Source organism: Salinispora sp. CH2A1_6 (assembly GCF_056820975.1).
The window spans coordinates 343,441-363,220 of record NZ_JBXEDG010000003.1; the positions used below are offsets into that span (position 1 = coordinate 343,441).

At 68.1% G+C, this 19,780-nt stretch carries 17 protein-coding genes and 1 pseudogene; 14 read left to right on the plus strand and 4 right to left on the minus strand.

The window, feature by feature from the left end; translation table 11 throughout:
• Position 1 precedes the first annotated feature (1 nt).
• From AC1UKG_RS06400 to AC1UKG_RS06415, 4 genes are all read left to right on the plus strand, one after another.
• A complete protein-coding gene (locus AC1UKG_RS06400) occupies positions 2-439 on the plus strand; it encodes an acyl-CoA thioesterase (protein WP_018744431.1) in 438 nt (145 codons plus the stop codon).
• Positions 436-993, plus strand: coding sequence for a flavin reductase family protein (locus AC1UKG_RS06405; protein ID WP_018744432.1), 558 nt, complete (start codon positions 436-438; stop codon positions 991-993). Before AC1UKG_RS06400 ends, AC1UKG_RS06405 begins: the two co-directional genes overlap by 4 nt.
• Positions 990-2,351 carry a cytochrome P450 gene (locus AC1UKG_RS06410; RefSeq protein WP_018744433.1) on the plus strand — a complete coding sequence of 454 codons (1,362 nt, stop codon included), beginning with the start codon at positions 990-992 and terminating at the stop codon, positions 2,349-2,351. The genes AC1UKG_RS06405 and AC1UKG_RS06410 overlap by 4 nt, the downstream gene beginning before the upstream one ends.
• 279 nt (positions 2,352-2,630) lie before the next feature.
• Positions 2,631-2,765, plus strand: coding sequence for a hypothetical protein (locus AC1UKG_RS06415; RefSeq protein ID WP_482642261.1), 135 nt, complete (start codon positions 2,631-2,633; stop codon positions 2,763-2,765).
• A gap of 365 nt (positions 2,766-3,130) precedes the next feature.
• Here the strand turns inward: AC1UKG_RS06415 and AC1UKG_RS06420 are convergent, their stop codons facing one another.
• The 3 genes from AC1UKG_RS06420 to AC1UKG_RS06430 form a co-directional block, all read right to left on the minus strand.
• Positions 3,131-3,397, minus strand: coding sequence for a hypothetical protein (locus AC1UKG_RS06420; RefSeq protein ID WP_018744435.1), 267 nt, complete (start codon positions 3,395-3,397; stop codon positions 3,131-3,133).
• Positions 3,398-3,529: 132 nt separating this feature from the next.
• Entirely contained in the window at positions 3,530-3,805 is a 276-nt protein-coding gene (locus AC1UKG_RS06425; protein WP_018744436.1) for a recombinase family protein, read from the minus strand.
• Positions 3,806-4,342: 537 nt separating this feature from the next.
• Positions 4,343-5,068, minus strand: a complete 726-nt coding sequence (locus tag AC1UKG_RS06430) for a helix-turn-helix transcriptional regulator (protein WP_080641950.1) — start codon at positions 5,066-5,068, stop codon at positions 4,343-4,345.
• A 385-nt stretch (positions 5,069-5,453) separates the two neighbouring features.
• On the opposite strand from AC1UKG_RS06430, the pseudogene AC1UKG_RS06435 reads away from it, so the two are divergent.
• The 9 genes and pseudogenes from AC1UKG_RS06435 to AC1UKG_RS06475 form a co-directional block, all read left to right on the plus strand.
• Positions 5,454-5,687: pseudogene (locus AC1UKG_RS06435) on the plus strand (MerR family transcriptional regulator); the annotation flags it as partial.
• 81 nt (positions 5,688-5,768) lie between these two features.
• On the plus strand, positions 5,769-6,155 hold the full coding sequence (locus AC1UKG_RS06440) for a hypothetical protein (protein WP_018744439.1): 387 nt from the start codon (positions 5,769-5,771) through the stop codon (positions 6,153-6,155).
• Positions 6,156-6,556: 401 nt separating this feature from the next.
• Positions 6,557-8,479, plus strand: a complete 1,923-nt coding sequence (locus tag AC1UKG_RS06445) for an ASPIC/UnbV domain-containing protein (RefSeq protein ID WP_475889398.1) — start codon at positions 6,557-6,559, stop codon at positions 8,477-8,479.
• On the plus strand, positions 8,476-9,558 hold the full coding sequence (locus AC1UKG_RS06450; protein WP_018744441.1) for a hypothetical protein: 1,083 nt from the start codon (positions 8,476-8,478) through the stop codon (positions 9,556-9,558). Before AC1UKG_RS06445 ends, AC1UKG_RS06450 begins: the two co-directional genes overlap by 4 nt.
• A 212-nt stretch (positions 9,559-9,770) precedes the next feature.
• The gene (locus AC1UKG_RS06455) at positions 9,771-10,223 is read left to right on the plus strand and encodes a hemerythrin domain-containing protein (RefSeq protein ID WP_018744442.1); all 453 of its coding nucleotides are present in this window, start codon (positions 9,771-9,773) and stop codon (positions 10,221-10,223) included.
• A 98-nt stretch (positions 10,224-10,321) separates the two neighbouring features.
• Positions 10,322-11,473 carry a TIGR04053 family radical SAM/SPASM domain-containing protein gene (locus AC1UKG_RS06460; protein WP_018814496.1) on the plus strand — a complete coding sequence of 384 codons (1,152 nt, stop codon included), beginning with the start codon at positions 10,322-10,324 and terminating at the stop codon, positions 11,471-11,473.
• A gap of 257 nt (positions 11,474-11,730) precedes the next feature.
• Positions 11,731-12,972, plus strand: coding sequence for an IS701 family transposase (locus AC1UKG_RS06465; protein ID WP_482642271.1), 1,242 nt, complete (start codon positions 11,731-11,733; stop codon positions 12,970-12,972).
• Positions 12,973-13,030: 58 nt separating this feature from the next.
• Positions 13,031-13,972 carry a hypothetical protein gene (locus tag AC1UKG_RS06470; RefSeq protein WP_018814497.1) on the plus strand — a complete coding sequence of 314 codons (942 nt, stop codon included), beginning with the start codon at positions 13,031-13,033 and terminating at the stop codon, positions 13,970-13,972.
• Positions 13,972-15,657, plus strand: coding sequence for a M16 family metallopeptidase (locus AC1UKG_RS06475; RefSeq protein WP_482642260.1), 1,686 nt, complete (start codon positions 13,972-13,974; stop codon positions 15,655-15,657). Before AC1UKG_RS06470 ends, AC1UKG_RS06475 begins: the two co-directional genes overlap by 1 nt.
• 1 nt (position 15,658) lies before the next feature.
• Here AC1UKG_RS06475 and AC1UKG_RS06480 read toward each other — a convergent pair whose 3' ends face one another.
• Positions 15,659-18,967 carry an ATP-binding protein gene (locus AC1UKG_RS06480; protein WP_482642259.1) on the minus strand — a complete coding sequence of 1,103 codons (3,309 nt, stop codon included), beginning with the start codon at positions 18,965-18,967 and terminating at the stop codon, positions 15,659-15,661.
• Between the two features lie 140 nt (positions 18,968-19,107).
• On the opposite strand from AC1UKG_RS06480, the gene AC1UKG_RS06485 reads away from it, so the two are divergent.
• Positions 19,108-19,776: a DUF899 domain-containing protein gene (locus AC1UKG_RS06485; protein WP_018744447.1), complete on the plus strand. Its 669-nt coding sequence runs from the start codon at positions 19,108-19,110 to the stop codon at positions 19,774-19,776.
• Positions 19,777-19,780: the final 4 nt, after the last annotated feature.

The following is a 19,780-nucleotide window of genomic DNA, read 5'->3' on the forward strand; positions in this document are numbered from 1 at the left end:
CGTGGACAAGTACTTCGAATACGTGCATACCGTCGGTTTCGAGGAGACCAACCTCGTCGGCAATGTCTATTACGTCAACTACCTGCGCTGGCAGGGGCGTTGCCGGGAAATGTTCCTCAAGGAGCGAGCGCCGGAGGTGTTGGCTGACCTCCGCAACGACCTGAAGCTGTTCACGCTCCGGGTGGACTGCGAGTTCTTCGCCGAGATCACGGCCTTCGACGAGTTGTCGATCCGAATGCGCTTGGCCCAGCTCGCACAGACCCAGGTGGAGTTCAGCTTCGACTACGTACGACTCGCACCAGACGGCGGGGAAGTGATGGTGGCCCGTGGCAGTCAGCGGGTCGCCTGTATGCGGGGGCCGAACACCAAGACCGTGCCGGCGCGGGTGCCCGAGGCGCTGATCCGGGCGCTGGAGCCCTATGCGGCGGCGAGGTTGTGACCGTCGACGAGGAGCCAGATGTGAAGCCACAACGGACAATCGCCGCCGCCACGACCGACTCAAAGGCATTGCGGAGGGTCTATGGTGCATTCGCCACCGGCGTGACTGTGGTGACAGTCGGCGGCGAAACCCCACACGGGATGACCGCCAACTCGTTCACTGCGGTGTCGCTGGACCCACCACTGCTATTGGTCTGCGTGGGTCGGACGGCCATAATGCACAGCCTTCTGGGGGAGGCGGGTGAGTTCGGCGTCTCCGTACTCACGACGCGGCAGGAGCCGGTGGCACGGTACTTCGCTGATGCACGCCGCCCGTTGGGTGCCGAACAGTTCGACCGAGTGGACTGGCAGCCGGGCGCACTGACGGGGGTACCGCTGATTACCGGGGCGCAGGCTCACTTCGAGTGCCAGGTGTGGGATGCGTACGACGGTGGCGACCACACCATCTTCGTCGGCCGGTTGCTGTCTGCCCAGCGCCGGCCGGACGACGAGGCCCTGTTGTTCATGTCCGGGCGGTTCCACCAGCTCGAGCGACAGATGGGGGACGTGGCATGACGGTGATCACGAAACGGGGTGGGCGGGTCCCACCCGGTCCTCCGGTCACAGCGGGCCTGCGCCTGCTGCTGGCCCTGGGGCGTGACCGACTTGGCATGTTGACGTCGGCGGCGACCGAGTACGGCGACGTCGCCCGGCTGCCGGTCGGCCCGAAGCGACTGTACTTCTTCAACCACCCCGACCACGCCAAGCACGTCCTGGCAGACAACCACGCTAACTATGCGAAGGGCATCGGGCTGGTAAATGCCCGTCGTGCCCTCGGCGATGGCCTGCTGACCAGCGACGGGGAGCTGTGGCGCAGGCAGCGACGGGTGATCCAACCGGCGTTCCTGAATCGGCGCCTGACCCAGTACGCCGGGGTGGTCGGGCAGGAGGCCACCCGCCTCGCCGAACGCCTCGCGACGCGGGTTGATGGGCCGCCGGTGGACGTACTGGACGAGATGACCCGGTTGACTCTGGGAGTGCTGGGTCGGACCCTGCTCGACGCAGAGCTGACCGGCTTCCATGGCGTCGGTGAGTCCTTCGCGGCCGTCCAGGATCAGGCGATGTTCGAACTGGAAACGCTGAGCGCGGTACCGACCTGGATTCCCCTGCGTCGGCAGCGGCGATTCCGGCGCGCCCGTCGGCATCTGCAGGAGGTTGTCGATGTGTTGGCCGCCGAGCGTGGCCAGGACGTTGAGGGGCGAGATGATGTGTTGTCCCGCCTGATCCTGTCCACCCGTGCGGAGGCGGACCCAGCCCTGGGGCGCCAGCGGTTGCGGGACGAGCTGGTCACCCTCCTGTTGGCCGGGCACGAGACGACAGCGAGCACGCTGGGCTGGAGTTTGTATCTACTGGACAAGCACCCCCAGCTGCGTGAGCGGGTCCGGCACGAGGCGACGAGTGTGCTCGGCGACCGGGTCCCCGGTTATGCGGATCTGCACCAGCTCCAGTACACGGCGATGGTGGTGCAGGAGGCGATCCGGCTGTATCCGCCGGTGTGGATCCTCACCCGGAAGGCGCGGGCGGAGGACGAGGTCGGCGGCTACCGGGTACCGGCCGGAGCCGACCTTCTGATCTGTCCGTACACCCTGCACCGGCACCCCCGGTTCTGGGAGGAGCCAGGGCGGTTTGACCCGGAGCGGTTTGATCCTGCCCGTCTCGCCAATCGGCCGAGGTACGCCTACATACCATTCGGGGCCGGCCCGCGCTTCTGCGTCGGCAACAATCTCGGGATGCTGGAGGCCACCCTGGTTCTGGCGGTGCTCCTGCGTGACCTACGGCTTGAGGGGTTGCCGGGCCGAGCGGTAGTGCCTGAACCGATGCTGTCCCTGCGGGTGCGCGGCGGCCTGCCGATGATGGTGCGGCGAGCCGACTGAGGCCGTGGGGCCAGCTCGGACGGGGCCTCGCTGGAGGTGAGGTCGTGGGGCCCCGGGAGTGCCACGAACTGATCGGTGCGCTCCGCGCCGATCGGCAGACCGAGGATGTGCCAACCCCTCCGCACACGTCGGGTTCGCCACCACTCTCCACGTCGCCCGAGCGGACGCATGGCTGGCGGGCAAACCCTGATCGTGTGTGGCACAGCCGAGGTGTTCGGTCACTTCCTTGTTCAGCGCGGTCTTCAGGGCCGTGCGAGCAGGCGCTTGGGCATCCCCGTCATGATCGAGGTGTCCGAGGGGCGACTAATCCAGGGCTGGGTCCAGGACATGGAACGCGCGGGAGCCGACCGCTTCGCCATCACCACGAACATCGACCTGGGCGTGGCCGGCGTTCACCCTCTCGACCAGGCGTAGCTCATCAGGTCGTGGACGAAGCTGCCGGTCGCGGTCTCCGGTGGCTTCGAACCCACCGACGTCGAAGCTAGCCGACGACGCTCCTGGGACATCCTCGTCGTCGGTCGCGGAGTCACCGACTCCCTGGACCCCACCGTCGCCGCGCGGGACCTCGCTGCCTCGATTGAACTCACCGAAGGACACCACCAGTGATCATCAGCCACTACAAGGGGCCAGGAAAGCACCGCACCGTGTACGAGCGACCGATCAGCGGCTAGCGACGGCTCCCGCTCCGGCGGTTTCGGCGGGTGCGGGTGGGTACGGCGGTGTGTCGGGAGCTCTGGGCCGCCGTACGCGCCGCGTGTCCGCCGCATCAGGCGGCCCGCTCATCCGGGGGCGGGCTGGTCGTGGCTGGGGTATTCCTCGTCGTGAGGGGTATCGGTGTAGGGCAGGTCGATGAGGCGGTGCCGGCCTACGCGGCCGGGTAGCTGCCAGATCTGGTGGGCGGGGCTGGCGGCAAGGGCGGTGCGCCGCTTGGCGCTGGTGGTGGCGATGACGGCGGCCAGGCCGGCGCCGGCGAGGCGGTGGTGCAGGTTCGCCTCCCGGCACGCGGACGGAAGCTGGAACAGCACCGGCCATGCCCAATTACTCATAGTGTACGGCCGCTCGTATTGATGACCTTGTCGATGAGAACCCGTAGGGCCCGCCGCCAGATCCCACCCTTTGGGCCCGGGGGCCCCAGCCGGTTCAACTCCGCCTTCCGCACTATCTGTGTATGCGAATACTCACTGACCGTGCCGTCGGCGGCGACCGCCCTGCGGATCTCGGTGTCGGGTTCCTGGCACCCCGCCAACCAGCCAGAAGTACAGACCGACCTCGTGGCACATATCCCGGATCCTCACGTACACCGCGAGGTCACGTTCCTTGTGGGAGATCTCCCAGACCACCAGCACGTCACCCTTACCGGCGCGGATCTGCTCGATCAACAACTCGAACTGCTCCCGCTCCTTCGACGCGCGCCGGCTTGCCGACCGATGGTTGTCGGTGAACGACCCCCGCATCCGTCCACGACCGCTTCGTGACCGCCGCCAGATTCAACACACCCTGGTCGTGGACGCTCTTGCCCCGCTCCTTCTTGTCCTGACTCGCGCGCTGATACCGCAACGCCCGCACCTCTACGCCACCGGCCAGCAGCGCGTCCTTGCTGTCGAACCGGCCTCGGTTCCCCGACCGGGCCTTGGCGTACCATCAGAACGTCCCCTTAGATCGACGTTCGTGTCGGCTACATCGACCGTAGCTTTGAACGATTCTTGACCGTCGCGGTCAGCCAACACGGCGCCCTCCGCACCAGGCACAGCGCCGGTAGGTCAGGCCGGAAACACCCCTTGGCTCCACAGCTCCGCGACGCTGCCTGATCCAGGGGTTGGAGTTGGGGTGTTTCACCGCCAGCTCTTTCGATGATGTGATCCCCACGCGGCGAGGTGGCGCACACATGGGGTGGTCGGTTCGTGGTTCGGGCGAGCACCGTCGGGTTTGGGACGTCGCGTACCTGGATCGTCCCGTGCCTACCCGCCGCCTGAGCTGGCGGGGAAGCCGGTTCAGGCGGCGATGGCCGGGGTCGAGGAGGCGCCGTACTGCCGCTCGAAGGCGGCCTTCCGCGTGTCGAGGAGGGCGAGCAGGACCGGTGGGTCCAGCTTGGACACCGGTTTGAGTTGCGCATCGACCTCGTACCGCTGGTGGCCCCGGACGACGAGTGGTCCGACGGTCGCCACCATCACATTCTTGGGTTGAAGTCGAAATACCTCACCAGACATAGCGTGGCACAGCAGATACCAGGTCCCGTCCGGGACATTGGTGAAGCGAAAGTGGCCGGGCGTGTCGAGGATCGCACAGCGGATCGGCAGACCCTCAGGGATCCGGTGCTGGAACAGCCCCATAAAGATCAGGCCGGGGGATGAGCCGTTGCTGTCCATCGTGACTCGGCCGCTCACGGTCGCAGTTCCGGTCGAGATCTTCTGGGTCGAGATTCGTCCGGTGTAGCCACCCATCCGCCGGTAGGTCGTGGGCGGTAGTCCCACGCTTTTGGTGAACCGGGTGCTAAAGGTGCCGACGCTGTTGTAGCCCACGCGGAGGCTGATGTCTGTCACGTTCAGATTGGTCGTCATGAGGAGTCGCTTCGCCTCCTGGAGGCGGATCGCCGAAAGGAACCGACCTGGTGATACTCCCGTAACCCTCTGAAAGATTCGGGTGAAGTGAAACTTACTGAACATGGCCGCGCGTGCCATATCGTCCACAGTTAATTGTTCAGAGAGGTTGTTCCGCATCTTGTCGATGGCGCGAACGACAGCTCTTTCGGCGGCGTCCTGCATTTCAAGTCTCCCCCAGAACGTGCGGATACGGTGCGGCATTGCTGCGGTTTTTGCCATTACTGGAAACGTATCTTCGGCAATTTATTGCCGCTAGAGAGCCGATATTAGCCTAGCTCCAGGAGGCGGTCAAGGCGAAGAGTTGCTGAAGGGTAGCTCAGCGTTATGGCGGTGGTCTTATCAATTCTTGCCCTTAGTCCGGGTGTGGTGTTAACCACTTCTGGATGTTGGCACTACAGTTTTGTCTCTTGGAACTCGCCACTATCCAAGCGCGCTGCGGTCGGTGAGCGGCGGGGGTCGATTTCGCCTGGTAGGTGTGGTTTTCTGTAGGTCCGTCGGGTCGGTGACAGCTACGAAAATCGATGAATGGCCCTTTGCTGATACCTGTGGCAGGATTGCTCCGCAACGTTTTGCCAGGGGAGGACGCTTGCGAATCTCGGAGCTATGTCGGCAAAGTGGCGTTTCAGTCCCGACGATCAAGTTTTACCTGCGCGAGGGACTTCTGCCGCCTGGGAATCCCACTGGCCGCAACCAGGCTGACTACGGTGAGCGGCATCTGCGACGTATCCGCCTCATTCGCACGCTCACCGGGGTTGGTGGTCTTGACCTCGCCTCCGTACGTGGCGTACTTGCTGCGATTGATGATGATCAAGTTTCGTTGGCTGAGGCATATCAGGTCCTGGACCGAGCGCTCGCCCTGGACGGCGCCCATTCGCTCGGGCCGTTGGCCGTGGCCTGCGCTCGGGAGGAGGTCGAGGCGCTGGTGGCGTCGATGGGCTGGAGCCATCACGTCAGCGCAGACGGCCGGGAGGTGCTGACCGAGGTGCTGGCGAGCCTGCGCCTTCTCGGCTGCGACGCAGGTGGCGCCTTCTTCGCCCCCTTTGCTCGGGCGGCGGAGGAGGTGGCGAAGGCCGAGCTGGAGCTGGCCTGCGAAGCCGACGAGAATAACCGGAAGGGCCCGGCAATGGTCCGCGGAGTGCTGTTCGGGGTGGCCCTGGCCGCCCTGCGCCGGATGGCGCGTGAACACCACCTGGCACTGCGATGAATCCAGCAATACCAAAGAGGCGGAGTGCTGTCCGGTGCTGATGTCTTCAGCATAGCGGGGCAACGGTTCAGCCATTGAGCAACTTTTGAGAAGAACTCTGGCGGTGCTCCCGGCACGATAAGTGTGCTGGGAGCTAGTTCTGGCCTATCTCAATGGCCGGCAACGTGAAGGGATTGCCGGGCCATTCGTTGATCGACTGAGAACTGCAGCATCCTCAGTGCGGTAGTCATGTCGCGATAATAGGTCGCGTCTCATCTGTCCCTGGCTACTGGTGACCACCGGTCCGCCCCGACCTGTCGGCTGAATTGCCGTACCCGGAATCGGTAGTGGCCCTTACCTGGAGGGAACCATTGTCACCCCAACCTGTCGGTGTGATCCGTCGAACGCTTCCCGCACTCCTCGTGCTCGTCCTGGGGGCCGCGCTTTTCGCGGTGGCCCGCCTGCCCAGCGCATCGGCCTCCGAACGGCAGGCGCTCGCCTCCCGGTACGGCTTCACGGAGCTGCCTATCGCGTTGCCGCCGGGGCTGCCCCAACGGACGGTCCGGCCGGTCAACCCGTCCTACGAGCACATCCGGGCTTGGGTGTCATCGGTCGGCGCGGCGGTCGCTATCAACGATATCGATGGTGATCGCATCGCCAACGATCTGTGCCTGGTGGACACCCGGAGCGACACCGTGGTCGTCACCCCGTCGCCGGACGGCCCGGCCCGGTACGCACCGTTCGTGCTCGACCCGAAGCCACTGCCCACGCACTCGGCGATGGCCCCGATGGGCTGTGTCCCCGGCGACTTCAACGAGGACGGCCTGATCGACTTGTTGGTCTACTACTGGGGTCGGACGCCGGTGCTGTTCATGCACAGCTCCAACGCGGGTTCGACCCTCGGCGCGGCGACCTTCCATCCGACTGAGTTGGTCGCCGAACAGAACTCCAACGACGGCGTCTACCAGGGCAGGCTCTGGAACACCAACGCCGTCGCGGTCGCCGACTTCGACGGGGACGGACACCCGGACATCGGGGTGTTCAACTACTTCCCGGACAGTCAGGTGCTCGACCCTGCCGGCCAGCCGAACGTGGAGATGAACCACTCACTGTCGCGCGCCGAGAACGCCGGCGGCGCGCACCTCCTGCGTTGGGTCTCAGCCACCATAGGGGACCAGCCAACGGCGACCTACGTCGAGGAACCGGCCATCAAGCCGCAGTACGCCACGGGCTGGACCCTCGGCGCAGGATCGGCGGATATCGATGGCGACCTCCTGCCGGAGCTGTACCTGGCCAACGACTTCGGCAAGGATCGCTTCTTTCACAACGTCTCCACCCCAGGCAAGATCCGTTTCGAGTTGACCGAGGGGCGGCGGGGTGCCTTCACCCCAAAGTCGCTGGTCATCGGACATGACTCATTCAAGGGAATGTCGATCGAGTTCGGCGACCTGAGCGGCCGTGGCAAGTTCGACATGTTTGTCAGCAACATCACCACCTCCTGGGGCCTGGAGGAGAGCAACTTCGTCTGGAAGAACAACGCGGTCGATGCTGCTGACGCCCGGCGGCGACTGAGCCAGGGCATCGCGGTCTTCGACAACAACGCAGCCTCGCTCAACCTGGCCTGGACCGGGTGGGGATGGGACGCCAAGATCGCGGACTTCAACAACAGCGGCGAGATGTCCGTCGTGCAGACCGCCGGCTTCGTCAAGGGCGAGACCAACCGGTGGAACCTGCTCCAGGAACTGGCGATGAGCAATGACCTCATGCTTCGGAACCCGGCCATGTGGCCGAACGCTGAGCCGGGGGACGACATCGCCGGTTCCCAGCCCTTCGCCTTCTGGGTCCGGGAGGGCAACGGCCGTTTTGCCGACATCGCCGCCGAACTCGGCATGACCGAAACGACACCGAGCCGTGGCGTGGCGGTCGCCGACACCAACGGTGATGGGGGTCAGGACTTTGCTGTGGCCCGACAGTGGGGTGCGCCGTCCTACTACCGCAACGACCTCGCCGGCCAGAGCAACTTCCTCGGCCTCCGGCTCTACCGGCCGGCAGCCCCAGGAGCTCCCACCGGCGTGCCCGGTACACCTGCCTATGGCGCCAAGGTCGTCGTCCGTACCGCCGACGGTCGCACCCGGGTAGCACAACTCGACGGTGGCAGCGGCCACTCGGGCAAGCGTAGCTTTGACGTCTTTTTCGGACTCGGCGAAGCCGGTAGCCAACCAGTATCCGCCGAGATCCATTGGCGCGATCGCACCGGAGACCCGCAGACACAGACCCTTGACCTCACGGCCGGCTGGCACGACCTGCTGCTCACCGAAGAAGTTCAGGAGATGAAGGCACAATGACCGACGTCCGAGACAGCGTCCGGGCTGATGCGGGGGCATCCGGCACCGTGCCGTCCACCGAACCCGCCTCGCCCCGCACCGCTACCGCCGCCAGCTTCGATCGCCACGCCTCGGCCACCCGGGACAGCCCGCCGCGGTTGGACAGCCGCGATCCCCGGTACCTGGCACTGCGGAACTTCGCGATCTCCATGAGCGTCTTCAACATTCTCGGCTACACGGTGCTCGGTTTCGAACAGCCGTGGACCTGGCCGCTCCTCGCGGTGGCCGTCGGCTACACCATTGAGATCATCGTCGAACTGACCACGGCCTGGGCGCACCGTCGGCGGCCGGCTTTCCTGGGCAACGGTGCCTGGGGTGTCTATACCTTCCTGCTCCCCGCGCACATCACGGCGCTCGCGGCGAACATGCTGCTCTACGCCAACGATCAGTTCTGGCCAATCGCGTTCGCGGTCGTGGTCGCGATCGGACAGAAGGCGCTCTTCCAGGCGCCCATCCGCGGCCGGATGCGGCACTTCATGAACCCGTCCAACCTGGGCATCACGGTGACCCTGCTCGTCTTCTCCTGGGTCAACATCGCTCCGCCGTACCACTTCACCGAGAATGTGCCGGACGTGATGCAGATCCTCGTGCCACTGATCATTATCACCGCCGGGACCGTCCTCAACGGCGTTCTCACCAAGAAGATCCCACTCATCGTGGGTTGGGTCGGCGGCTTCGTGATCCAGGCCGTGCTGCGACACCTCATCTGGGATGTGCAGCTCTGGGCGGCCCTCGTGCCCATCACCGGCGTCGCGTTCGTCCTGTTCACCAACTATATGATCACCGATCCGGGTACCACCCCCATGAAGGGCCGAGCCCAGTTCATCTTTGGCGCTTCGGTGGCTGCGGTCTACGGCGTGCTGATGGTCTTCAATGTCGTCTACACCCTGTTCTTCGCGGTGACCCTCGTCTGCCTGGGTCGTGGACTGATCTGGTGGGGGATCTGGATGCGGGACCGGTTGCGGGATCGGGCCGCAGCCGAGGAGCCGGCCGCCGTGGCCGCCGCTCCGCTGGTGGGGGCGAGCGCGCGCCCGGCGTGACCCCAACCGGGTGCGACGGCACCCGTACGTCCCGGTCTCGAGACGTAGGTCGACGGCCGGTCCGCCCCGAATCCGGGGCGGACCGGCCGTCGAATCCGGGCCGCCGGGCAGGTGACCTATTCCAGACGAGGATAGGCCGAACGACCCTAGGTGCTCCGGGTTTATCGGGGCAAGGTTGATGTATTCCCCACATCACGGTCGGGAGGTCGGTCATGTGCAACTACTGCGGCTGTCGGGAGTTCCCGCTGATCGGGCGGCTGACCGCCGAACACGAGGCGATCGCCAACGCCGCCGGACGGCTGCGTACCGCCATCACGTCCGGCGCGGAGAACCGCGTTGATCTCCTGGACGACCTGCTCGCGCTGCTGATGCCGCACACCGAAACCGAGGAACGCGGCCTCTTTCTCGAACTGCGCGCCGAGGGCAGCCTCACCGAAGCGGTGGAGCAGCTGTGCGACGAGCACGACGACATCCACGGCGTCCTCAGCACCGTCGACCGTGCGGCACCGGACTGGCCGGCGGTGCTGGCCGCACTGGACCGGCTGCACCGGCACATCGACAACGAGGAACACGGGCTGTTCCCGGCCGCGGTCATCGCGCTGCCGATATCCGCCTGGGACCGGCTGACCCCACAGCCGGCAGACACCGCGGCCCAGCAGACGTGATGCCAACGCCGACCGTGCGCCAGCGCCCCAGGACGACGAGCCGGCAGCGGGCATCGCACCGGAGCCCGGGTAGCCCGGTGCGGATACCAAGACAGAACGTGGGGGAACGTCCCTTCATCGTGATCTGGGAGGCCACCCAGGCGTGCCCGCTCGCCTGCCTGCACTGCCGGGCCTCCGCCCGCCCCGATCGGGACCGGGCCGAGCTGAACACCGGCGAGGCCACCGCTCTGCTGGCGCAGGTCGCCGAGTTCGGGCGGCCCGCGCCGCTGTTCGTGATCACGGGCGGAGACCCGTTCCAGCGCCCCGACCTGGAGTTGTTGGTCCGCCGTGGCACCGAGCTTGGCCTGCCCGTGTCGGTCTCGCCATCGGGGACACCCACCCTCACCCGTCCGGCGCTGGCAGCGTTGCACGCTGCCGGGGCACGGGCGGTCTCGCTGAGTCTCGACGCTGCCACCGCCACCAGCCATGACGGCTTCCGGGGGGTCCCCGGGGTGTGGGAGCTGACCATGAAGGCCTGGCGCGACGCCGTCGACCTGGGCCTCAAGGTGCAGATCAACAGCACCGTGACCATGAATAACGTTTATGATCTGCCAGAGCTCGCCGCCCAGGTACGCGCTTACGGTGCCCTGCTCTGGAGCGTCTTCTTCCTCGTCCCGACCGGGCGGGGACAGGGGCTGCGGAGCCTGGATCCCGCCCAGACCGAGGACGTGCTCAACGTGCTGTACGACCTCGGTGAGACCATCGCGGTCAAAACCACCGAGGCGCACCACTACCGCCGGGTGTGCCTGCAACGCGAGGCGCTGGCCCGGCGGGGCGACGACCCCGTCCGCTGCCTGGGCCTCGGGCGGCTGTACCGGCAACTGCGCGACGACCTCGATTCGCGCGGGTTGACCGGTACCGCCGACCGGGTCCGACGTGCGCCGCTACGGGTGAGTGCCGGCAACGGGTTCGCCTTCGTGTCCCACCGCGGCGACGTGCATCCCAGCGGCTTCCTGCCGGTAGCGGCGGGCAACGTACGGCAGCGGTCGCTCCGTGACATCTACCGGGACTCGGCGTTGTTCACCGGGCTGCGTGATCCGGATCGGCTCGGCGGTCGCTGCGGCGCCTGCGAGTTTCGCACCGCCTGCGGCGGATCACGGGCCCGGGCGTATGCGGTGACCGGCGATGTCTGGGCCGAGGACCCGTCCTGCAGCTATCGGCCCGACTCATTTCCACACCCGACGGAACTGTCTCTTCCCGGGGAACGGTAGCCGGCGTCGGGCGCGGTTGACACCGCGACCCATCGCGAACCCGAGTCACTGCTACTGTGTCGCGGCCGGTCGTCGGTTAATCCGGTTAGTACTCCAGCCGGGGTTGTTGACCTTGACTGAGCTGGGGTTTGATGCGATGCGGGAACGAGGGCAGCCACCGCCGATCATGGACGGTTGTGTGGACTGACCATGATGCAGCGGTGGCTGCCGGATACAGGGTAGACGCCCAGCGGTGGCGGGTGTTGTTCGACGACTTGATGCTGACGGTCGGGCAGCGTTTCCGCAGGCCGGAGCCTCGCCGTCGGGTGCGTGACTTTGTCCGGGGCTTGCTGGCGCCGTTGCCGCGGAAGAACTGCTGGACGATCGCGGAGCATGCCGGTGACACGGGTCCGGACGGGATGCAGGACCTGCTGACCCGGGTGAAGTGGGACGATGCGCAGGTGCGGGCCGATGTCCGCGCCTTCGTCGGCCACCACCTCGGTGATGCCGAGGCTGTGCTGGTCATCGACGAGACGGGCGATCTGAAGAAGGGCCGGCACACCGTCGGCGTCCAGCGGCAATACTCAGGCACCGCCGGGAAGATTGAGAACTGTCAAGTCGCCGTGCACCTCGCCTACGCCACCGACGCTCGTCACGCGATGCTCGACACGGCGCTGTACCTGCCCAAGTCCTGGTGCGACGACGCCGAGCGCCGTACCGAGGCCGGTGTCCCTGAGCAGGTGCGGTTCGCGACCAAGCCGCAGCTGGCGTCTCGGATGATTGCCGCAGCGGTCACCGCCGGGCTGCCATGCCGATGGGTAGCCGGCGACGAGGCCTACGGCAACGATCCGCGCCTGAGCGCACGGCTGCGTCAGTTACGACTGGGCTACGTCCTAGCCGTGGCCTGTTCACATCAGGTGATCACCGGGCTTGGCGTCTCCCGCGTTGACGCCCTCGCCGCCGGTCTTCCTGCCACCGCCTGGCAGCGGGTGTCCGCGGGTCGAGGCGCGAAGGGACACCGCTACTACGACTGGTCCTTCACGGCACTGCCGCACGCCGCCGACACCCACGGCGGGCACCACTGGCTGCTGATCCGCCGCAACCGCCGCACTGGTGAGCTGGCCTTCTACCGCTGCTGGGCACCCGAGGTGGTCCCGCTACGCAGCCTCGTCCTGGTCGCCGGCCGCCGCTGGAAGATCGAAGAGTCGTTCCAAGCCGCAAAGACCGAACTCGGCCTGGACCAGCACCAGAACCGCCGCTGGACGTCCTGGCACCGCTGGACCACCCTGGCGATCCTCGCCCACGCCTTCCTCGCCGCCGCGACCACGCACCGCAGCCGCCCCGACCCGGCCGGGCTGATCGCACTGACCGTCAACGAACTACGCCACCTGTTCAACACCCTGATCATCGAACCCGGCCGCCGCCGCTGCGACCCACTGCTCTGGTCCGTACGCCGACGCCGTCACCAAGCACGAGCCATGACCAGCCACTACACCCGACAAGCCCTCACCGAACCGTGATCACAATCCCCGGCTGGAGTATTAGTCGGTTCAGCCGCAGTGGGCTTAGGATCCCCGCATGCTTGCCGCGCCCGCGCTCACCACCGACCTCGCTACCGCCTATCGCGAGCTCTCCGACCTGCGCGCTGCTGTGCTGGACGGGGACTGGGTCGCGCTGCGTCGGTTGGTTGACGGCCAGCGCCCGGCTACCCGGACCGAAATGATTTCTTACGCCGGCTCGCTGCCACCGACCGCGCCACTCGCCCGGCGGCAGGTCGAGGCCGATCCGGCCGACGGGCTTGCCGCCGCGCTGCTCGGCGAATGCCTGATCGTGCAGGCCTGGGAGGTGCGAACCGGCTATCAGGCCCAGCACGTCAGCCAGAACCAGTTCCGCGAGTTCCACCAGATCCTGCGTGGCGCGGAGCAGATGTTGATTGACGCGGCCGCGTACCGACCGGACGATCCGGCGATCTGGTATTGCCGCCTGCTTACCGCCCGGGGTCTGCAACTCGGCCAGGCTGAGGCACGTCGTCGCTACGACCGGCTCGCCGAGAGCGACCCGCATCATCTTCCGGGGCAGCTGCAGTACCTGCAGCAGATCTGTCCGAAGTGGGGCGGTTCATTCGAGGAGATGCACTCCTTCGCCTGGGCGGCGATGTTGGCTGCGCCGGAGGGCGCGGCACAGGGCAGCCTGGTCGCCCAAGCCCACTACGAGCATCTGATCGACCTGGAGGGCAAAGAACGGGCCGACTACTGCGGAGACCAACGGATTCGGGAGGAGCTGCGCGAGGCTGCCGCCAGATCGGTGCTGCATCCGGCTTTCGGCACGGAACACGGCTGGGTGGACGCGGTCAGCCGGTTCGCGTTGATCTACAGCGTCATCGGCGACCACGCCCTCGCCGCCCCGTACTTCGCCGCGATCGGCAACCTGGTCAGTGAAAACGTCTGGGGATATTTCAATGACCCGGTGGAGATGTTCGACGGTTTTCGCCGTGAGGCGATGGCGAAGGGTGGCTGGTGATGATCCGGCAGCTGGAAGTTGACGGGGTACCGGCGCTACTTGCCCCGACAACGGGGCCCGCCCACGCCGGACTGATGTTTCGGGTCGGTCAGGCCGACGAGACCCTGGCCCGGCGGGGGATCACCCACCTGCTGGAACATCTCGTGTTGTACCCGCTGGGTACCGCCGACTATCACTACAACGGCACCACCGGCAACGTCGTCACCCACTTTCACCTACAGGGATCGGTTGACGACATCACCACGTTCCTGACCGGTGTGTGCAAAGGTCTGCGCGAGTTGCCGGCCAGCCGGGTGGAGACGGAAAAAGCGATTCTGCGGACCGAGTGGAACAGCCGTGGCGGCTCCGGCCTCGATGGTCTGCCGCTGTGGCGATACGGTGCCCGCGGCCACGGTCTGCTCAGCTATCCCGAGTGGGGCCTGCACGCGGTCTCCCTGGAGGACCTGCAGGACTGGGCTCGGCGCTACTTCACCAAAGAAAACGCGGTGCTGTGGCTCGCGGGGGCGGAGCTACCGGCCGGGCTGCGAATCGACCTTCCATCCGGCCAGCGGATGCCGGTCCCCGCACCCTCGTCGGCGCTGCCCCAGACCCCGGCGTTCTTCTCCGGCTCCGGCGGCCTGACCGCCGTCAACGCCGTGGCCCCCCGTAGCGTCACCGCCAGCGTCTTCGCCGGGGCGCTGGAGCGGGAACTCTTTCAGGCGCTGCGCCAACGGGACGGACTGTCCTACACCGCGGCCACCAACTACGAACCGCGCGGCGACGGGTACGCGACCATAACCGCTCTCGCCGATGCCCTGCCGGAGAAGCAGGACGCGGTGCTCGGTGGATTCATCGACGTACTGGCGAAGGTTCGGGTCGGCCGGACTGACGAGGCGAACATCGCCGCGGTGATCGGCAAGGCCACGGAGGCGCTCTCCGCCGAGGATGCCGACAGTTCCCGGCTAGCCTCAGCTGCGTTCGACGTGCTTACCGGGGAGGGTGTTACCGCCAGCGATGACCTGCTACGGCGGGTGAAGGAGGTTACCCCGGAGGCGGTGCACGAGATCGCGACCCAGGTACTCGCTGATTCGTTGCTGATGACGCCGTGTGGGCGGACTGCGGACTGGGCCGGATTCGTTGCCGCGCCGACCTCCTCAGCCACCAAGGTCACCGGCACCGACTACCCCGGGCTGGGCGGTCTGGCACAGCGACTCGTCGTCGGAACCGAGGGGGTGAGCCTGGTCAGCAAGGGCAGTGACGAGTTCGCCACGGTCCACTACGACAAGTGTGCCGCGCTGCTCACCTGGCCCGACGGTGGCCGACAACTCCTTGGCGAGGACGGGATCTCGATCCGCCTTGAGCCGACGCTCTATCGGGGCTTGACCACTGACACAGTGGATCAGGCGGTGCCAGCGCAGGTCCGGGTGGAACTGCCGGCCCGAGAGCCGGAGGAGGTCCCACAGCCACCGCCGGTCTCCCGGCGCCCCGGTTTGCTCCGCCGTTTCCGGAGTTTCAGCACCCGGAAGAAAGTTCGGGTCGTCACACTCAGCTGCATCGCGGCAGGGGTTTCCAGTATCTCCGTGACGGTGCTCATCGCCGTGCTGGTTGGCCAGGCGGAGCTGAGTGCGTTTGGCATCATCGGCAGCCTGTTGCTTCCCCCCTTTCTCGTCGGTTCGGTCGTCAGGGTCTGGAAGGAGCCGGGCTGAGTCACCCCACGTCCGCCGGGGACCGAGTGGCGCCGGCCCCAGGCGGAGTGCGGGCTCCGGCCGTGCCGGAGGAGGTGTACGCCTGCTCCGGGCGCAGCCCTCTGCCCCGGCCGAACTCCTCGGCGAACCCCGGGGCGCCCAGCGCGGTGTGGGCGACGGCGGTGATTCGGTCCACGTCTCCCCGCTCCCCGGCGGGTAGCGGCGCGCCCACCGAGTCACGCGCCATCGCCGCTGCGCCGAGTAGCCGGGCCGCCGCCGTGGGGCGGCCGTCGATGGTCGCCACGCCGGCCAGCCCCTCCAGCGCCAGCGCCTGCGCCCGGGGGTCGCCGACGGCGCTCGCCAAAGCGAACGACTCGGCATGGAGGTTACCCGCGGCGGTGGCGGCCCCCCGCAGCTCGGCGATGAAACCCAACTCCGCCAGGAGTAGGGCCCGCACCACGTCAGCGTCGAGGCCGGGCTGCCGGGTCCAGTCCAGGAGGCGCCGCAACAGCCGTTCGGCATCGGCGAGGCGACCCTCGCGGCGGGCACCGAGGCCCAGCCCGATCTGCGCGTACAGCTCCGCCGGTTTGCAGCTCTGCGCGGCGGCCAGGCGTCGTGCGCGCTCGTGGAATTCGCGCGCCCGGTCGTAGTCGCCGGCGAGGAGGGCGATGCGGCCCAGGCCGGAGAGGCGGTCCGCGGCCTCCAGCCACAACCCCAACTCCTCGGCCAACTCCAGGCCCTCCCGGTGCAGCCGGGTCGCTTCCGAGTAGTCCCCGGTGGCCTCGGCCCGGTTGGTGAGCGGGAGGGACGCCTGCAACTGGCCCCACCGGTCGCCCAGCTCGCGGAAGAGGGCGACGGCACGTTCGCCGTCCCGGCGTACCGCCGTCAGGTCGCCGCGGGCCAGTGCCTGACTCGCCCGCAGGCTCAGCGCGGTGGCGACGCCCCATCGGTCGCCGAGTCGCTCGAACTCCGGCAACACCTCGTTGACCAGGGTCGTGCTGCCGGCCACATCGCCGGTGTTGAGCAGGGCGAGCCCGAGGAAGGCCACGGCCCGCGCCCGCGCCGCCAACTCCTCCCCGGCCGGCCAGCCGGCCAGTGCGGGGGCGACCAGCGGTGCGTGTTCGCCGCCGCACTCCAGCAACGCCAGCCCGGCGCGCCAGCAGGCGGCGGCGGCCCGGGGCGTCTCCGGCGCCGGCCCGGCGACGACGAGCGCGGCCTCGATTGATCGGCGCGTCTCCCGCAGCCGGCCCCGCAGGTAGCCGTACCAGGCCAGCGCGGTGCTCAGGTCGAGCGCCCCCGCCGCGTCGCTATCGGTGACCGCGTCGTCCAGCGCCTGCCGTAGGTTGGCAGTCTCCTGGTCGAGTCGGACCAGCCACCGCCGTTGCTTCGGGCCGCGCAGCTCCTCGTCGGCCCGGCGGGCCAGCGCGGTGTAGTAGCGCCGGTGACGGTGGCGGACCGTCGCCACCTCGTCTGCCTCGCGCAGCCGCTCGGCGCAGTAGGCTGCCACGGACTCCAACAGCCGGTACCGCGGCCCGACCGGCGTCTCGGCCGAGACCGCCAGCGAGCGGTCGACCAGGCGGGCCAACAGGTCGAGCACCTGGTCGGCAGGGAGATCATCGTCGGAACACACCACCTCGGCGGCCTCCAGCGTGCAGCCGTCCGCGTGCACCGCAAGCCGCCGCAGGACGAGCTGCTCGGGCGCGCCGAGCAGCTCCCAGCTCCAGTCGATCATCGCGCGGAGGGTCTGCTGGCGGGGTGGTGCGCCCCGGTGTCCCCGGGTCAGTACCCGGAATCGGTCGTCGATCCGGGTCAGCAGACCGCGGACTCCCAGTGCGCGGACCCGGGTGGCGGCCAGCTCCAGTGCCAGCGGGATGCCATCGAGCCGGTGGCACAACTCGCCAACGTCCCGGGCGTTCGCCTCGTCAAGCGCGAACGCGGGCGCGGCGGCGGTCGCCCGGGTGACGAAGAGCCGGACCGCGCTCGCCCGGGCCAGCAGCACCGGGTCGCCGACCGCGGGATCCGGCAGGGCCAGTGGAGGCACGGCGCACACCTGCTCACCGGCGACGCCCAGCGGCTCCTGGCTGCTGGCCAGCAGGCGGACGCCCGGCGCCTGTCGCAGCACCCGGTCGGCCAGCGCGGCGACGGGCTCGACGACGTGTTCGCAGTTGTCCAGGAGCAGCAGGAGTTGGCGACCGCGCAGCGCCGCCAGCAGACGTTCGGCCGGCGTTGCGGGCGGGCGCTCCGCGTCCTCGCGGACGCCGAGCACCGCGAGGATCGCCCCGGCCAGGACCGCCGGGTCGGCTTCCAGGGCCGCGAGCTCGACCAGCCACACCCCGTCCGGGTACGCGTCGGCTACCTGGCGGGCCGCCTCGACCGCCAGCCGGGTCTTGCCCACCCCGCCGGAGCCCACCAGGGTTACCATCCGGCCGGCGTCGAGGAGGCGGTGGAGGTCGCGTACCGCCTCCTCCCGGCCGATCAGCTCGGTCAGCGCAACGGGAAGGTTTCCCCGCGCCCGTGCGGGAAGCGCTGTGCCCGATGGTGCGGGCGCGATGGTAACCGGGCTACCCGCCGGCGGCGGGGCGAGCAGCGCCGGGTCCTGCGACAGGATCGCCCGGTGGAGGGCGACCAGCTCGGGACCGGGATCCACGCCCAGTTCGTCGGCGAGCTGTCGGCGGAATTGGTCGTAGCTGTCCAGCGCCTCACCCTGTCGGCCCGCGCGGTACAGCACCCGCAGGTGCAGGGCACGCAGGCGCTCCCGGTACGGGTGGCGGGTCAGCAGGCCGGCGAGCTCCCCGCTGTGCGGGTGGTGTTGGCCGAGGGCGAGCCGGGCCTCGGCCCGGTCCTCGATGGCGGTCAACCGCTGCTCTGCCAGCCGCGCGGCCAGTGCCGTGGCGAACGAAGCCTCGGGGAAGTCGGCCAGTACCGGGCCGCGCCACAGCCCCAGCGCCTCGTCGAGAAGCGCGGCCCGGGTGTGCGCGGCGGCGGTGTTGGCGGCCCGCTCCAGTAGGGCCGTGAACCGTTCGGCATCGGTCGGCTCCGGGCGGGTGCGGAGCAGGTAACCCGGTGGGTGGGAGAGCACGCGGTCGCGGGCGCCGGGGGTCGCGGCGTTCAGGGCACGGCGCAGGCGCCAGACCTTCGTCTGCAGTGCCCCGGTCGGGTTGGCCGGGGGGAGGTCCGCCCACAGGTGGTCGAGGAGCCGGTCGATGGACACCGGCTGTCCCTCGTGGGCCAGCAGAGCGGCGAGCAGGAGCCGGACCTTCGTATCGGGCACGGTGACCGGTGTGCCGTCCGCCGTCCAGACGCCCAGCGGACCGAGGAGCCCGAAACGCATGGGGCCAACCGTAACCCAGCACCCCGACAACGGCCGTGAAATCGCCGGGAGTGGACTGGGAGTGGACCGAGACTGCCGCCGGACAGGGTGGACCAGAAAGCCGGGACCCACCGGCTGCACCCCAGGAACGGAGAAGGATCGTGAACCTGCCACCGGTTGTGTCCGCCCAGGAGTGGCAGGCCGCGCGTGAGCGGCTACTGGTCAAGGAGAAGGAGGCGACCCGAGCCCGGGACGCGCTCGCCGCGGAGCGCCGCCGGCTGCCGATGACGCGCATCGAGCAGACGTACGTCTTTGAGGGGCCCGCCGGCCGGGTGGGGCTGGCCGACATGTTCGAGGGACGGCGGCAGCTGGTCGTCTACCACTTCATGTTCACGCCCGGCTCGTCGCACCACTGCGAGGGCTGCTCCATGTTCGTGGACAACCTCGGGCATCCGGCCCACCTCACCGCGCGGGACACCACACTCGCGTTGATCTCGCGAGCGCCCCGGGCTGAGATCACGCCGTTCCAGGAGCGGATGGGCTGGACGTTGCCCTGGTACTCGTCCTACGGCACCGACTTCAACCCCGACTTCGGGCTGACGTCGGAGGCGGGGGAGTCCTTTGGCCTGAGTGTCTTCCTGCGCGACGGCGACGATGTGTACCGCACATACTTCACCACCGGCCGCGGCGTAGAGGCCCTCGGCAGCACCTGGACCCTGCTCGACCTGACCCCGCTGGGCCGGCAGGAGGCCTGGGAGGACACTCCGGACGGGCGGCCGCAGGGCACACCGTACAGCTGGTGGCGGCTGCACGACGACTACGACGGGTAGAGCT